Annotated in this window: 9 protein-coding genes; 5 read left to right on the top strand and 4 right to left on the bottom strand. The window is 59.6% G+C overall.

Annotated elements, in window-relative coordinates:
- Nucleotides 1-10: 10 nt before the first annotated feature.
- From IPP88_03920 to IPP88_03910, 3 genes are all read right to left on the bottom strand, one after another.
- Nucleotides 11-2134, bottom strand: coding sequence for a S9 family peptidase (locus IPP88_03920; protein MBL0121895.1), 2124 nt, complete (start codon nt 2132-2134; stop codon nt 11-13).
- Nucleotides 2135-2381: 247 nt separating this feature from the next.
- Complete coding sequence (locus IPP88_03915) at nt 2382-3200, bottom strand: ferredoxin--NADP reductase (GenBank protein ID MBL0121894.1); 819 nt, start codon at nt 3198-3200, stop codon at nt 2382-2384.
- Nucleotides 3201-3482: 282 nt separating this feature from the next.
- Entirely contained in the window at nt 3483-6656 is a 3174-nt protein-coding gene (locus IPP88_03910; GenBank protein ID MBL0121893.1) for a hypothetical protein, read from the bottom strand.
- Nucleotides 6657-6929: 273 nt separating this feature from the next.
- Here IPP88_03910 and IPP88_03905 point away from each other — a divergent pair, with 273 nt between their 5' ends.
- Nucleotides 6930-8900 carry a hypothetical protein gene (locus IPP88_03905; GenBank protein ID MBL0121892.1) on the top strand — a complete coding sequence of 657 codons (1971 nt, stop codon included), beginning with the start codon at nt 6930-6932 and terminating at the stop codon, nt 8898-8900.
- A 93-nt stretch (nt 8901-8993) separates the two neighbouring features.
- Here IPP88_03905 and IPP88_03900 read toward each other — a convergent pair whose 3' ends face one another.
- Entirely contained in the window at nt 8994-9908 is a 915-nt protein-coding gene (locus IPP88_03900; GenBank protein ID MBL0121891.1) for a LysR family transcriptional regulator, read from the bottom strand.
- Nucleotides 9909-10078: 170 nt separating this feature from the next.
- Here IPP88_03900 and aceB point away from each other — a divergent pair, with 170 nt between their 5' ends.
- The 4 genes from aceB to IPP88_03880 all read left to right on the top strand — a co-directional run bounded on the left by aceB (nt 10079) and on the right by IPP88_03880 (nt 16730).
- Nucleotides 10079-11680 carry a malate synthase A gene (gene aceB, locus IPP88_03895; GenBank protein ID MBL0121890.1) on the top strand — a complete coding sequence of 534 codons (1602 nt, stop codon included), beginning with the start codon at nt 10079-10081 and terminating at the stop codon, nt 11678-11680.
- Between the two features lie 339 nt (nt 11681-12019).
- Nucleotides 12020-12571 carry a sigma-70 family RNA polymerase sigma factor gene (locus IPP88_03890; GenBank protein ID MBL0121889.1) on the top strand — a complete coding sequence of 184 codons (552 nt, stop codon included), beginning with the start codon at nt 12020-12022 and terminating at the stop codon, nt 12569-12571.
- A 63-nt stretch (nt 12572-12634) separates the two neighbouring features.
- Nucleotides 12635-15223, top strand: a complete 2589-nt coding sequence (locus IPP88_03885) for a serine/threonine protein kinase (protein MBL0121888.1) — start codon at nt 12635-12637, stop codon at nt 15221-15223.
- 424 nt (nt 15224-15647) lie between these two features.
- Entirely contained in the window at nt 15648-16730 is a 1083-nt protein-coding gene (locus tag IPP88_03880) for a hypothetical protein (protein ID MBL0121887.1), read from the top strand.
- The last annotated feature ends 27 nt before the right edge of the window (nt 16731-16757 follow it).

Raw genomic sequence — 16757 nt, 5'->3', positions numbered from 1 at the left:
CTGAACTGTTCTATCTCGGTTGGAAGGCAGGATCGCCAAACTGCCACAGCAGGAACGAATAAATATCCGCAATTTCCCCGTTGCGTTGCGACCGGCTTGAGCCGATGCCGTGTCCCGCATCGTAATCCAATCGCAGCAGGACCGGATTGGCATCACGGTCAGCCGCGGTCGCCGCTTGCAGGCGCGCCGCCATCTTCGCGGAATGCCAGACTTCCACGCGGGGATCATTCACGCCGTGCATCAGCAGCACCGCCGGATACCGGGTTCCATCCTTCACCTGATGCAATGAGCTCATCGCGAATAAGCCTTTGAATCCCGCTTCGGTTTTCACGCTGCCAAATTCGGGAATATTCGGCGGTCCATTGGGTGTGAATTCCGCGCGCATTGCATCGAGCAGACCCACGGCCGGCACGACGGCCGCGAACAGATCGGGCCGCTCCGTCAACGCACGGCCCACGGTGATGCCGCCCGCGCTGCCGCCCTGAATGGCCATCTTTTCCTTGCGTGTAAACTTGCGCTCGACGAGGTACTCGGCACAGGCGATCAGATCGCGCCAGGTATTTGGCTTGGTGAGTTTCTGGCCACCCTTATGCCAAGCCTCACCAAATTCGCCACCGCCACGCACGTGACAAGTGCCGATAATGCCACCTCGTTCCAGCCACGCCAGGGTTGTCGGTGAAAATGCGGGCGACTGCGTGATCCCGTATGCGCCATAAGCACGCAACAATGTGGCGCGATCCGCATTGAGGGTCGTGCCCTTCTTGTACATCAGCGAGACGGGTATTTTCGTGCCGTCCCTGGCCGTGGCCATCAAGCGGACTTCGTCGATCGAATCGAAATCCACGTTTGATTTCGGATGCAGCTTGGTGTCGATGAGGTTGCCGCTGCGCTCCTCGATGTTGACGTAGCGCGGCGCTTCGGTCCAACCTTCCAGCCTGAGTAGAGCACCCGGCCGCTTGGGATGAGCGATCATCTGTCGTATCGCCAGATCAAATGGCAAGCGCACAAACTCCAGTTTGCCGCCGCTGAATACGCTTTGGCTGAAATTGAGACGCTGCAACCGATCGAGCCCGCCGGAGAGTTCGCGTATATAGAGTGCATCCTGGGCGACGGCCAATTCTCGAATGACGGTATCGCCGTGCGCGACGATTGTCGTTGCCTTGTCGAAGTCGGGGCGCTGAATACCGGTGCGGACGAGTTTGAAACGAGGGGCATCCTTGTGCGTCAGCAGAAACAGTGCATTGTCGTGTACCGCGAATGAGATAACCTCATTCCTCGGTTCGACCGCGATCCGCCAGGTTTGCCCCTGCGTAAACGTCATTACATTTGCGACGTAAAGCGTCAGCTCGTGCATGTCGCCATGCCGGATCTGGCCGACGAGAAATTTTCCATCGGCCGTCATGGTTACGCTCGGGATATCGATGTCGGCGAAGTTGATCCGGGTGTCGAGTCCCGGACCGAATACTTGCTCGTCCTTTTCGATTGCGCGTCCCAACACGTGCCGAAAAACCATGCTATGGAGATAACGATTTTTCGGCGCGCCGACTTTCGGTTCGGGAAGGCGATTGTAGAAAAAGTACTTGCCGTCCGGAGCCCATGACGTTATGTCGGGGAATCCGATGCGGTCGATGACGACGCCGGAATCACGCGCCGTCGTGGCATCGACAATACGCAAGCTCGTTTCCTCGGATCCGCCCGCGGCGACGCCTACCACGACATTGCGCCCGTCGGGTGACGCGATGAACGAATCGATTGCAAAACGCCGACCGGGCCCCGAAATTGCTGCGGCATCAAATAGCAGGCGCTCAGCCCCGGCGAAACCGTCGCGCACAAATAGTTTTCGCGCTGTGTCACCTGGGGCAAGTTTGTAGTAGAACACGCGTGGCTGGGTACCTTCGCCAGTCACTTGCACGCCGCTGATGGCAGTCGTCGATTCGGAGAGTGTACTAATGCGGTCCAGCATGGCCTTGCGGCCAGGCAGTGCATCCAGGGTCTTGCGCGAGAATTCGCCCTGCGCGCGGAGGTATGCAATCGTCTCCGGACTCTTCACATCCTCCATGTAGCGGTAGGGATCGGTGACACTCTGGCCGAAAAAAACCTCGGTCACAGGCTTGACTGCGGCAACAGGCGGCACCGGCTTTCTCGAAGGCTCTGGTGGGGCAGGCGCGACAATTGCTGCCGGCTTTGGAGTCTCCACTGGAGGCGGCGCTGCACAGGAAGCAAGCAGGCTGGCGATCCACAAGCAGGCTGTGATGACGCTGATTCCACGAGCGTTGAATTTCAATGTCGACTCCGCTGGCAAATTATCTTCAGGGGATGAAGCTAGCACGCGGCAGGGCGTTTGTGCAAAATGCGCCAAAAAATCGCGCCAGAATCAAAATTTACCAATAGTTCTCGACAATGATATGCCCAGGCTCGAGCTTGCGATTCATGCGGAACCCCCGAGATTTCAGCAGCGTGCGCATGCCCTCGACCATCTGCGGATTACCGCAAAGCATGAACCGCGACCGTGCATCGGATAACGCCACGCCGGCCGCCGATTCCAGATCGCCTGATTCGAGCAGCGCATTGATGCGTCCATGCAGGGCACCATGCAGGGTGTCACGCGTCAGCGTTTTCACGAAATGGAATTTCGCCAGCCCTTCCTTTGCATGCGCGGCGGCCAACTGCTCGAGTTCTTCCGTGTAACCCAGGTCTTGGCGCTCACGGACCGATAGCACCAGCACGATATGTTCAAAGCGCTGCCACACGACTTCATCGCGCAACATGGAGATATACGGCGCCAGGCCAGTGCCGGTACCCATCAGCCATAAATCCTGCTCGCGTCCCGGCTGCTTGAAGCGATCGACCGTGAGAAATCCCTGGGGCACTTGTTCCACCAGCATGCTGTCGCCGACGTTGAATCTACCGACACGGCTGGAAAATTCGCCGGTCGGCAGAATGACCAGGAAAAATTCAAGGAACGGCTGGTGCGGCGCGGAGACGACCGAGTATGCGCGCCAGATCAGTTCGCCGTTCTCCTTGCGCAGGCCAATGCGGGCGAATTGACCCGGGGCAAATCGATAGGCGGGATCGCGGCGGACACGGAACGACATCAAGCCCGCACTCCAGCGATGCACCCAGACGACCGGTTCTTCCGTGAATCTTGCAGCGGGGCTGGCGGACACGGCGGTCGTGCCGGTGGCGGAAACGTCTGACATTGAGGACTTTTGATTGCGCAACGGCGCGGGATTGTAATAGTTTATCAAATTACTCGGAATTAACGCCAGTGCGACTGCGTTAACCATGATAAGAACACGCAGATCGCCATTTGGCGGGGCGTTTCAGGCATTTGTGCCCGATAAGGCGCGCCAGTGTTGGCGTTTGTTAAATTCTTGCGGGAAAGCCCTGGAACACGGAAAGCACAGAGAACATGAAGCAAAAGCTGAAATTCCAGAACTTTCCCGTGGCCTCTGTGCTCTCTACGATTCAGGGTTTCCTGGCTAGCCGCCTCGCCTCAGCGCCGGGCGCGCGACCTTGCCGGTAACGCTGAACGTTGCGCGGTCCTGCGCGACGGTAGATCGAATCTCGGCACTCACGCTGCCCGAAAGCGCACTACTGCTATTCACCACGGCGACATTGCCATTGGCATGCAGGACGCCGCCCGTGAGCTTGAGCTTGTCGTAGTGGATCACACCGTCGCCAATTCGCAATTGTCCGGCAAGCTCTGCAAACTTCGACTGTCCACCCACGCTGCCTGGTGATCTCATGACCTGAACCAGATCGACGTTGCCAATCGCCCCGTCTTTCACCATGAATACGCCCTGGACGGACAGCATGTTGAACAATTCCCCGACGGTCGGCGCGTTTCCGGAGGCGGTGAACTGGCCTTCAAGCCGGCCTTTGAGCGCGACGTCGCGGGTAAACACGTCGGTCAATTGATCGACCTTGATTTTGTCGGCGCTGAATTCGCCGCTGAACGCCACGCCCTGCTTCCAGTCGACGCGCAGATTGCCGCTCGCGGTTCCCTCAAATAATTGCGCGTCGACCTGCGGAAAACTCAGGCTATCGCCGGACATGATCCCTTTGGCATTGATGCTGCTAAAGAGCAGCGGCGCGCCCATCGGCAGATTCAGGTTGCGGCCGGAAAACTCAACAATCCATTCACCGCTCGCGCCCGCCGCGTCACCGCTGCTGGCCTTGTTGGGCGATACGTCAAGCGACCATTTGCCGTCCCTGGCGCGCGCACTGCCTTTGACAATCCTGCCACTCTTGTCAATCTGCAGATCCGCATCAAAATCAGAGATGGTCACGCCCTTGACTTCAATCCTGGCCGCTCGCAGCGCAATCTTGCTGATCTCGATGCTTTTTCCCCGGCCTTCCGCATTCGCCCACTTCATGGCGCGTGGCAGCGCATCGGGCGCGATCGATATGCCTGATAGCTCAAGCGTGTCGATGACAAACTTGTCACCAAACAAGGTACCGACATCCATGTAGATCTTGCCGCTGGCTGCCTTGGCATCCAATACCTTGCCCAAAGCCAGCTGGTCCAGATTGACATGCGGGCTCGGCAGCAGTGCGATGCGCAGACCGCTTGAGGACACGTCATCATGTATCCACTCGGTGAGCGCCTTGTCGAAACGCGAATTGACGGCGCCGAGCGGCACAAAATGCAGCGCGGTCACGCCAAGAATTACCAGCGCCATCACGCCCACGCCGACCCAGCGCAGCGTTCCGCCGGACTTCTTCTTGGCATAGCGCTTTGCTTTCTTCGCCGCGTCGGGGTCAATGCCTTGCGATACCTCGTATTCATGCTGGTCGGACAATTCCTTGAGGCGCGCAACTTGCGAGGCACGTTGTCGCGCCTCGGCTTCTTCTTCAGCACGGGATTTTTCTTCGGCCTTTTCACGCGCCGTGCGTTCAATGCTGAGGCGCTCTTCACCCTCACGGCGCTCTTCCGACAGGCGCTCTTCGGCTTCGCGCCGTTCTTCCGAGAGTCGCTCCTCGGCTTCGCGGCGTTCTTCCGCGAGACGCAAATTTGCCTCCCGTTCAACCCGCTCGCGTGCTTCTGCCTGCTCAGCAGCGGCACGTGACGCGATCTCGCGTGCCTTGACTTCGGCCGCCGCCTTCTTTTCGGCTTCTTCGCGCGCTTGTCGCTCGTTCTCAATCTTGATCTGATTTTCGCGATCGGACTTCTCGCGCATCTCGGCCTCGATCAGTGCACGCGCCTGCGCTTGCACCTTGGCTTCCTTCTCGGCGGTAAGCCGGGCCTGCATTTCCGCGTCGGATTTTGCCCGCGCCTCGGCCTCTTCCCGTGCACGCGCTTCCATGCGCAGACGGTTTTGCGCGTCAAGTTTCTTGCGGTTTTCGGCCTCCACCTCGGCCGCCTTGCGCGCGTCCTCTTCGGCCTTCAAGCGCGCGCCCATCTCGGCAGCTGCTTTTGCGGCGAGCTCGGCCTGTGCTTCGGCCGCCTTGCGTGCCTCGACTTCCACACGCGTTTTCTCCGCGGTAATGGCGGCAATTTGTGCGGCCATCTCGGCGCGGATCCGCACTTCCTGCTCGGCCAGCATCACTTTGGCAGCGTCCTCGGCGGTGCGTTTTGCGTTTTCCGTCGCACGGGTAAGTGACAGACGCTCTTCCTGCAGGCGCACTTCCAGCATCTGCCGCGCCTCTTCGCGAGCCTCTTCCATTACAGCGGCTTCAACTTCGGCGCGTCCGCTCTCTTCGACTTCGACCGCAAGTTTCTCCGCCATCTCGGCGCGAATCTTGGCTTCGATTTCTTCTTTCAACTGATGGCGCAATTCGCGCTGCGCGGCGACGACCTCTTCCTGCTGCTTTTTCGCCGCGGCTTCCGCTTGCACACGCGCTTCCGCAAGGGCCTTGGCCTCGGCCTCGGCCCTGATGCGCGCCTGCGCCAACGCGTGCGCTTCGGCTTCCGCCTTGGCACGCGCCTCGGAGAGCGCGCGCTGCTGCTGGGATTCCTTCTCCATCTGTTCGCGCGTCAACCGGTCGCGCGTGTCGGAAATACTGTCCTTTTGCTTCTTTTCCGCCGCTTTCTTGGCTTCAAGATCGACACGCGCCGTTTCAGCGGCGATTTGCGCGCGTTTGGCTTCCTCCATCGCGCGCTGTTCGGCCTCCCGTTTCGAACGTGCCTCAATTTCCAGTCGCGCCCGGATCTGCGCTTCGCGTTCGGCCTTGGCGCGCGCTTCCGTCTGCGCCTTTTCGCGCGCGGCGGCAAGCGCGGCTTCAAGGGCCGGGTCGGGCCGCGGCGCCTCATAGCTTGGTGCCGGCGCGCTGGCGCGTTCTACCTGACTGGCGGACGCTGGCGTCCGGTACTGCGAGGGTTTGAATCCCTGGGTGGCACTCAAGTCAATCGGCTTCGCCGCCGGCTTTTTCGGCGCGGTGAAATCGAAATCGTCATCATCGCCACCGAAATCCGACAACGGCGCTTCCTGCCTGACTTCGAATACCTTGATAAAGGCATCTTTCTTCAGCGCCGTGAGCGCCTTTTCCAGCGCGGGCACGGGATAGTCGGCCTTTACGGCCAACGCGCTCACGTTTGACTTGCCATCAATGGCCTTAAGCACCTTCATCAGATCGCGCGACAGCGACTGGGTCTTCTGATTGACCTGTGTCACGCCCTTGGCGGTCTTGGTGAAAATCGTTTTCAAATCCATCGCGTCACTCTTTTTCAAAAAAGACAGCTAACGTAGCGCCGGAATTGGAATCGATGCGTTTTGAAGGCACACTCCGAATGGAATCGCCGGATGCGCTCGATCCTGAGGATCAATCTTCTCATGAATCCTTGCGTTTCGGCAGCTCAAGCCGTCGGCCCCGGCCTGACGCATGCGGTGTCCGCGATTCGTCATCGCCCGGAACGTGCGTCAACGAACAGTCAGTGTTGCCCGTTACATCCATGAAAATTCCGTCTTCCACATATGGGAATCATCATGAATGTGTCAACGCTCTTTCGCGGCTTGTGCATTGCAGCATGTACGTTGGTTTCGGCGTCTGTTTGGGCGGAGCCGCCGGGCCGCGTCGGGCGGATTTCATTCATTGAAGGGACCGTTTCATTTTATGGCGACCGCGAAGACGGTTGGCAGAAGGCGCAGCTCAATTATCCCGTCACAAGCGAAAACTCGCTTTGGACAGAAGGCAATGCCCGCGCCGAAGTGAGAATCGGCCCTTCCGCAATCCGCATCAACGACGATTCAGTCCTTGATGTCATCAATTTGCAGGATGATATCGCGATCGGATTTCTGCAACGCGGCTCAATCAACGCGCGCCTGCGTCAACTCGGCAACCTCGATGCAAGCGAGAACCTGCAAATCGATACCAGCGAGGGCCGTTTCATGCTTGAGGGCAATGGGCGGTACCGGCTCGACGTGCTGCCAGACAACAATGAAAGCCGTGTGTCGGTCTTTTCCGGCAGGGCACGATTTGAAAGCACCAATGGCGAGGACACACGGCTAACCATTGATGCGGGCAAGCAACTTACTGTTCGCATCTCCGGAACCGCCATTGATTTTCGCTACGATGCAGCACGGGAATCGCCGTTTGACCGCTGGGCGGACAGCCGCGATCAGTTGTGGGACCAGACGCACCAGCGTTATGCGCGCGTGGAGACACGCGATGGGGTCAGCGACGCGCTCATTTCGCCATACATGACGGGTTATGAGGATCTCGACGCAAACGGCGACTGGATTGACGACAATGAATATGGCCGCCTGTGGGCGCCACGCTTGGTGGTGGCTGGCTGGGCGCCCTACCGGTATGGACGCTGGACCAACGTGCGCCCCTGGGGCTGGACCTGGATCGACGATGCGCCGTGGGGATTCGCGCCATTTCACTACGGGCGCTGGGTGCAGGTGCGCTCGCGCTGGTGCTGGTGGCCCGGGCCATATGTCGGCCGGCCGGTCTATGCGCCGGCGCTGGTTGCCTGGTTCGGCAGCCCCGGCGCTGGCCTGCGCATTGCGTCGGGCCCGGCCGTTGGCTGGTTCCCGCTGGCGCCACGCGAACACTTCATTCCCCACTACAACACGAGTCCGCAATATCTTCGGCGCATCAACAACGTGACAAACAACATCACCATCAACCCGCCAAACCGCTATCGGAACCAAGTGCCGGGCGCGACCATCGTGCCAAATCAGGTATTCATGAATGGCAATCCGGTCGGCAACCATAGAACGCACCTGCCACGCAATGTCATCGCGGGCCAGGGACCGATCGCCGCGCCAGACACTCCCCGACTGCCGAGGAACACGGTGACGCAAATGCCGGACCGTCGCGACGACGGCCAGCGGGGCAACCTTGCGCCTAACCCACGATTTACCAATGTCCCGCCACCCATGCAGGGTCCAGGGCAAACCCGTCCTGTTCCTGGCACGCCGACACCGAAAATCCGGGCAGCCGAACCAAGTGCCGGCGGTCCACTTCCGGCGCGCCGGGCAACGCCCGAGCCCGCACCAGCGATACCGGGGCAAAGTGCAAACGGCATACACGGATTTCAAGGGCAAGGCAGCGCATTCCCGGCGCCCGCCGTGGGTGTTAGCCCGCCCTCTTCGACCACATCGCCCCCATCGCCGCCACAATCGCGTCAGCAGCCGACATACGTCCCGCCTCAAACCGGCGCCACGCCGAGCGCGCGACCGTCAAGGATCGAGCCCGCACCGGTGATGACAGATCGGGAAGTACGCATGCCATATTCCCGCGAGCAAAGGCCGCAGCCAAACGTGCAGTCTCAACCCACGCCACAGATTGCCGTGCCGACTGGCGTGCCGCGACAGTCAGCGCCTTATCCCCAGTCGCCGCCCAACAAGGATGTCAGGGATGCCAGGCCACCTGCCGTAAAGCCGTCGCCCGAGCACGTGACCAAGCCGCGCCATGAAGGGCCGACGGAAGGCGGTCAAGCCAAGAATTAGTTCGGCGACGTGGGGCCTTTGCTTGCAGCTTCAATAGCCCGGCTGCTGAACCACTTCAACGTTGCGCGTCACAAATGGCGCGTCGCTGGTGACTCATTTCTTTATTGATTCCCAATAAGGCGGGTCGCCAAAAGCCTTTTTCATGAAATCGATGAAAAGGCGGACCTTTGCCGGCAGGAATTTGCGGTCAGGGTAAACCGCATAAATATCGTGGCCGGGCGCGGCGAATTTCGGCAGCACTTCGGTGAGGCGCCCTTTGACAATCTCCTCGGAAACTTCCCAGGCGCTGCGCCATGCAAGTCCATGCCCGGCAAGAGCCCAGCGCGTAAGCACTTCTCCATCATTGCAATGCAAGTGCCCACTGACTTTCACCGTGACATTGCGCACGCTGTCGCGAAATGACCAGCCGTCGGACAATCCCTCCTCGGTCGCCGTCACCAGACAATTGTGTTTGGCAAGGTCAGCAAGTACCGAGGGCTTTCCATTGCGCTTGAAGTACTCGGGCGAACCAACGACAATGCGATGATTGGACGCGAGTTTGGTGGCGATCAGGTCGGCATTCTTCAGGTCGGCAATACGTATTGCAAGATCGACGCGCTCGTTCTTAAGGTCCACAATCCGCTCTGACAAATGCAACGTGACGTTGAGATTTGGATGCGCCGCAACGAACGCCGGCAAATGCGGCGCAATGTGCTTGCGCCCGAATGACGTTGGCGCCGAAACAATCAATCGACCGGTCGCACTTCGTGCCCCGGCGGTCAGAGACTCCTCGGCGGCGCGTAACTCGTTCAGAATATTGCGCACGTCATCGTGGAATGAAACGCCCTCCGGCGTCAACGTGATCTTTCGCGTGGATCGCTTGAACAGCTTTACCCCCAACTGCTCCTCAAGTTGATCAATACGGCGTCCGACCATCGCCGGGGTTACGCCTTCGTCGCGCGCGACCGCTGACAGGCTCTCGGTTTTGGCAACATCCAGAAATGTCTGCAACGCTTTCAATCGATCCACGTATCGCCTCCCAAAATGATCACGCCCCAAGTTCGCCGGTATCAAATGCTTATGTATTATTGGCGATTATCATTGTTTCAGTATGGTAATACAATTCGCGTAATGTCGAAAGTTTTCCGCTCGATTCAGCATTTCCCTGACCGAATCTCGTCGCAGTACAAGGAGTAATCATGAATACCGTACGTTCATTGCCCGCCGGCCTCGCTATCAACGCTCAGGTCACGCCAGAATACGCAAGCATTCTGACGCCGGACGCGCTTACCTTTTTCGTCAAGCTTGCGCGCATATTTGATCCCGCGCGGCAATCCCTGCTGGCGACCCGAGCCATGCGGCAAAAAGAATTCGACGCCGGCCATCTGCCGGATTTTCTGGAGGAAACAAAGCGGATTCGCGACGGCCAATGGGTCGTCGCGCCCTGCCCAGCCGACATCCAGGATCGCCGCGTGGAAATCACCGGCCCTACCGACCGCAAGATGGTGATCAACGCACTGAACTCCGGCGCCAACACTTTCATGGCCGACTTTGAAGATGCAAATTGCCCCACGTGGCAGAACATGATCGAAGGCCAGATCAACCTGCGCGACGCCAACCTGCGGACCATCGCCTTCGAGCAGAACGGAAAACAGTACAAACTCATCGACAAGCCCGGCATACTGTTTCCGCGCCCGCGCGGCTGGCATCTGGATGAAAAGCACGTCACGCTCGACGGCAAGGCCGTCTCCGGCGCCATCTTCGATTTCGCGCTGTATTTTTTCCATAACGTGAAGACACTGCTGGCGCGCGGCAGCGGCGTATATCTGTATTTGCCGAAAATGGAATCGCACCTGGAAGCGCGCCTGTGGAACGACATTTTTGTCATGGCACAGCATGAACTCGGGGTACCGCAGGGCTCCATCAAGGCCACCGTGCTGATCGAGACCATTGTTGCGGCATTCGAGATGGACGAAATCCTCTACGAAATGCGCGAACACAGCGCAGGCCTCAATATCGGCCGCTGGGACTACATCTTCTCGGCAATCAAGAAATTCCGGCTGAACAAGGATTTCTGCCTCGCCGATCGCAGCCAGGTGACGATGCTGGCGCCATTTCTGCGCGCCTACGCACTTTCGCTTGTGAAGACCTGCCACAAGCGCCAGGCATTCGCCATGGGCGGCATGGCGGCACAAATTCCGATCAAGAACGACCCCGCCGCGAATGATGCTGCCATGGAGAAAGTGCGCGCCGACAAGTTACGCGAAGTCACCGACGGCTGCGATGGCACATGGGTCGCGCATCCGGGCCTCGTACCGATTGCCAAAGCGGTGTTTGATGAACACATGAAAACGCCCAACCAGATTCATCGCCAGCGCGACGACGACAATTTCACCGCGAAGGACTTGCTCGATTTTCGTCCGGAAGCCCCCATCACCGAAGCCGGATTGCGCAACAACATCCAGGTGGGAATCCAGTACTTGGGCTCGTGGCTGGGCGGCAACGGCTGCGTGCCGATCTTCAATTTGATGGAAGATGCCGCCACCGCCGAGATTTCGCGTTCGCAGGTGTGGCAATGGATACGATCACCGAAAGGCGTTCTCGCTGATGGCCGCAAGGTCACCAAGGAAATGGTCTTCCAGCTCACCGCGGATGAACTGAAAAAAACGCCCGGCATTGTGGGCGACACCGCCTACGCGGCGGGAAAATACGCCGAAGGCGCGGCCATGTTCGAGACGCTGATCCTGAACGACAACTACGAAGAGTTCCTGACCTTGCCCGCGTACCGGGCGATTGCTTGATACCCGCATCCTGATTTACGCAACCTGACAAAGCCCGCTTGATGCGGGCTTTGTCTTTTGCGGACAACCGGAAACGACAGGAATTAGCGCCGATGGCTCCGTGTGCCAATGCCAAAGTCAAGCACTGTCGCGCCCTCCAGGCCATAAATGCCAGAAAAGTCCCGCCAGCGCTTGAGTCTTTACCGTTTTCGCGGCACAAAACGGCACGTCCAAAACGTGCGACGCTCACCACCGCAGCGGGCGCGCCGTTCATAGACGGTCGGCATCATTGCGCCGACTGGCCTGATCCGGTGGCTGTTACAATCACCCGGTCGATTCAGCCAGCCCGCGTGCCAGCCCATGAGCGAGATTGCCGAAGCGTTACAAACGCTGGACCAGATTTCCGCTGCGGATCTGGACCAGGCGTTCTCCGAGAATTACCCGGACCTGAAGCGGATCGCCCATGCACGCATCACCCGCACCGGGCAGCAAGGCAGCCTGCAAACCACCGCGCTAGTGCATGACTGCTATGTAAAACTGACGGCGGGCGGCGCGCGGACATTCGAGAACCGACTGCAGTTTCTTGCTTACGCTTCGCGCACGGTGCGCAGCATTGTGCTTGATATTGTTCGTAAGGAGCGCGCGCAACGGCGTGGCGGGGACCATGCTGTCGTTACCCTCGACACGGCGAGCGGCGCTGCGGTACCGGAGAACCTCGACATCGAAACGGTCAACAGCGCGCTGGATGCGCTCGCCAAGATCGACCCTGCATTGGCCAGGCTGGTCGAAATGCGCTTCTTCGGCGGGCTGAACGAGTCCGAACTTGCCGAGGCGTTGGGCGTATCCGTGCGCACGGTGCAACGCGAGTGGAACATGGCGCGAGCCCTGCTGATGACGTTGATCGAGCCGTGAACGCCTGGCAGTTTGCCCCCGCGTGGCGGGGATTGGCAAGAAAAGACGTTTAGCCTTTCAATCATGCAAATCGACCGCGAAACCTGGCTGAAAGTCCAACCCCATCTCAGCACCGCGCTGTCGCTCGACGCTCACACGCGCACGACGTGGCTGTCGGAAATGGACTTGCACGAGCCGGCATTGGTGCCGGTACTACGGCGGTTGATTGAAAACCATGAGAAAGCGACCCGCCGAGCCGAATTCGAAACCATCCCGCGGCTCGCGCCGCCTCCGCCAACGGTCAGCCCGTTTGCCGCCGGGCAGATTATTGGCCCATTCCGGCTGGTCAGTTTGCTGGGCCGCGGCGGAATGGGTGAGGTTTGGCGCGCCGCGCAAACGGGCGGACATGTCAATCGCGAAATTGCGCTCAAGCTGCCGGTCAACGTCGTGCAGGGCACGGCCACCGCCGCGCGATTCCTGCGCGAGCGCAGCATCCTGGCCTCACTTAGCCATCCGAATATTGCGCGACTGATCGACGCCGGGGTCAGCCACATCGATGGCGGAAGGGAACAGCCCTGGATGGCGATGGACATGGTCACGGGCGAGCCGCTCCTCCAATACCTTTCCACCAGAACGATGAACTGCGAAACGCGCATCCGGTTGTTTCGCCAGATTCTCGCCGCTGTTGCGCACGCCCATCATCACCTGGTGGTGCATCGCGATCTGAAGCCCGCCAACATCCTCGTTGATGCCGAAGGCGCGGTGAAACTCCTGGATTTCGGCATCGCCAAATTGATCGATGAAACATCACCCGCCAACCAGACCGAGCTCACGCAGGCCGGCGGGCGGGCGCTGACGCTGCGCTACGCCTCACCTGAACAAATCACCGGCGGACTGATCAGCACCACCACTGACGTCTGGGCGCTCGGCCTGATCCTGTACGAAATGCTGACAGGCCAGCCCGCCTACCGCGCAGTGCGCGAAGGCCGGCCATTCACCGAACTGGTCATCACCACCGAGGAAATTCAGCTCCCGTCGACGTTGAAGCCCGGACCCGCGCTCGAGAACATGCCCGCAGGTATTGCTGCTGACTCGCTCAGCGGCGATCTGGATGCCATCGTCCTGAAAGCCTTGCGACAGAACCCCGCGCAACGCTATCCGAGTGTCGAAGCGTTCGACGCCGATCTTGCCGCGTACCTCGAGCGGCGTCCGGTCTCGGCGCGCGAAGGCACCCGCCGTTACCTGCTCGGCCGTTACCTCGCGCGTCACCGCGCCGGCGTGGCGGTGGTGATTGCGCTGGCGACCGGGTTGGGCGTGGCCGAGACCCAGCGGCGCCAGGTGGTAGCCGAAAAGGCACGCGCGGAGAAGCATTTTGCCAGTGTGAGAACGCTCGCCAACTCGTTCGTATTCGACGTTCACAGCGAAATCGAAAACCTCTCCGGCACATTGAAAGCGCGACAAGTCCTCGTGGGCACGGCACTAAAATATCTGGATAGTCTCGCCAATGAAAGTAGTGATGATCCTGAGCTGGCGCTTGAAGTCGCGGGTGCATATCGAAAGCTCGCCGAAATAAAGGGCGATATTTACGGTTCGTACTTGGGGGAGTCCGTTAGCGCGAAACAAAATGTTGAGCGTGCGCGCGCCATTCTGGACTCGCTCGCTTTGCGCGAGCCGGAAAATATCCGGTTGATGCGTGAGCAACGGGTGCTGGCATTACTCGGCGCCCGCCTGCAAACCAATGCGGGTGAGAGCCCGCTGCCAGAGACTGAAAGAGCCGCACGCCTTGCTGAAAAAATTGTCCGTTTGCCGGGAGCCGACCTTGTCGATCGGCGCAATCTGGGCGAAACATTGGCTGAATATGGCTGGTCTCTTACTATCGTCAATTCGGACAGGTCTGCCGCAACCATGCAACTGGAACGCGCCATTGAAATACTGGAAGCACTGTTGCGCGACCAACCGGGAGACTTGCTCGCGCGTGCAAGCCTTGCGCGTGCCTATGCACGGGCTGCAATAGGCATCGAATTGAACAGCAGAAATGAGGCCTTGCCGCGTGCCATTGAACTGACGGAAAAATCGATTGCCACGCTGGAGACGCTCGTACGCGATGACGCTGGCAATAAATCCCATCTCCTGTCGCTCGTCAAGGGATATAGCAATCAAGCCGAATCGATGCAACAGTTCGGCGACAGCAAGGGTGCGTCGATCAATATTGAAAAAGCGCGCGAACAGGGCAGACGACTTTTGGCGGTCGAGCCGGCGAACGCAGCCTATGCGCTCACCTATGTCCGGGTGCTGGCCGTGTCGAGCAAAGTCGAGTACGCGCAGCGCCGATTTGAACAGGCCGTCGAATATGCGCGCGAGGCGATTGCGGTGCATTCGCGTATGTCTGCCGAAGCGAGGGAAGGTGCACAGGTACGCGCCAATGTGGCGTCTGCTCGATCCCAAATCGGTCGTGCCCGCTACGAGTTGGCGCGGAATACCGCTCTTCCGTTGTCGCGCCGCGTGGAATACATCAAAGAGGCGCGCGCGCAATATCTGCTATCGCGGGCTTTCCGGCAGGAATTAGTCGATCGCAAAATAGATGCCCAGCTTGCGGCGCAGGCTGTCGAAGAAATTAGTGCCGAGATCAAAAAGTGCGACGAGCTGATCGCCTCGCTCATTCGCGTGGGGTGACGACTTTGGGCGTTAGCGTGCCAAATTGATGGTGGCTGTATCCGGTGCGAAGATTTGTTGACCACTGCGCCGGCAACGCGAACCAAACACAAACGCTTCGCCCCACGCTTGGCATCAAATCACGCCGCGCACGAGAGCATCAAGGGAAATTGACGCGCAAAGTGCGCTTCGCCCAGCGCGCTCACCACCGATCGAGTACAAAACTGCCCTGAAAATTTCCGCAAGCGTTGTCGCGAATCGCTTCCGCGTGCCGCCACGGGTTATTTTGGCGGGTTCCCGCCAAAAACCGCGTTTTGACATTCAGATCGGACTTCAGAGATTTCCGGCGGGCGTGTCGTCATGAAGTGACGTCGCCGTCCGCGTGCCTGGTATTGAGGGCCGATTCCCGAAGCCAATGCTCACGTCACAAATGCCGGAGTCCAGCATGCATCGATTATTCCGCAAGGCCGCCAATGCCTTCTTTGACATTGCCACCACGTTCAGGCCCTGTGCCAACACGCGGGTCAGCGCCAATACCGCGCTGGTCGCCGCGACGGCAAACCGCTTCGTCAGGGAGAACCATTTATCAACAACCAAACGTTTCCTGCGCACGAACGCCAAGGTGGCGGCGTCGCTGGTGTTGAGCGTATTCACTACCATCGTTCGCGCCGATGGCAACTGTGCGCGCGAGCCCACGACGGCCGAAAACGACTACCACCAGCGTGCGGTTGCCGCGCTGGCGGCGCTGATTCCAGCAACGCCGGCGAACATGACGTTGCGTGGCAAACCCTACGACTTCAAGACGCCGCCGCGGATTGCGGGCGAAGGTTCGCCGTGTTCGAAAGATCGCAAGGATCGCAGCTGGGAGATAGCCCATGGCGCCAGCTATCTGTTCACATGGCCGAAGGCCGATCAGGACCGCAGGTATGCAGAACGCCGGCAACTCCTTGACCAGATCGCCGCCCTTGAGACGCTGCCGCTGGAACAGGCGGCTCGTCACCAGCAACTGAGCGAACAATCGCGCGCTGCCTACAACAGTCAGCCGAAAAGGGCTAGGCGTAGCGATCCGGAGCTGTCGGCGGCGGATCGCAAACTCGCCGAGGAGAAGGTTGCCGAAGGCAGGGCGCTTGAAGAACAGGCCAAGGCCATCGAGCGCACGCATCGGGCGGGCGTAAAACCGCGGACTGAGCCATTGCGCATTGCGGCTGATGCATTGCAGCCGAGTGTGGTTGAATTGCTGCTCACCTTCCGCATGAACACAAACCGCCTCGCGACGGCGGATGCAAGCGCCGCCATTGCAAGTGTCGGCAGCCCGAGCCCGGACGGGAGCCTGAAGGCCAGCAACGTCAGCGCGACCATTACCGGCCCTCAATTCGTGCCAATCCCGCCAGGCGCGCCGAGGCAGGCATTGTTCGACGCCATCGACCAGTCACGCATGCGCGCATTGCTCGGCAGACCTTTGCCTTCGGTCGCCGAATCCGAAGCCGCCGCCGCGCGCCTTGAGAATCCACCCCGGAAATCGCCATGAGGCATTCGACCGCCATCAACGACGAAG

Source organism: Betaproteobacteria bacterium (assembly GCA_016720925.1).
GTDB lineage: Bacteria > Pseudomonadota > Gammaproteobacteria > Burkholderiales > Usitatibacteraceae > UKL13-2.
The sequence above is the reverse complement of the archived record's forward strand: the minus strand, read 5'-3'. Positions and strand labels throughout refer to the sequence as shown.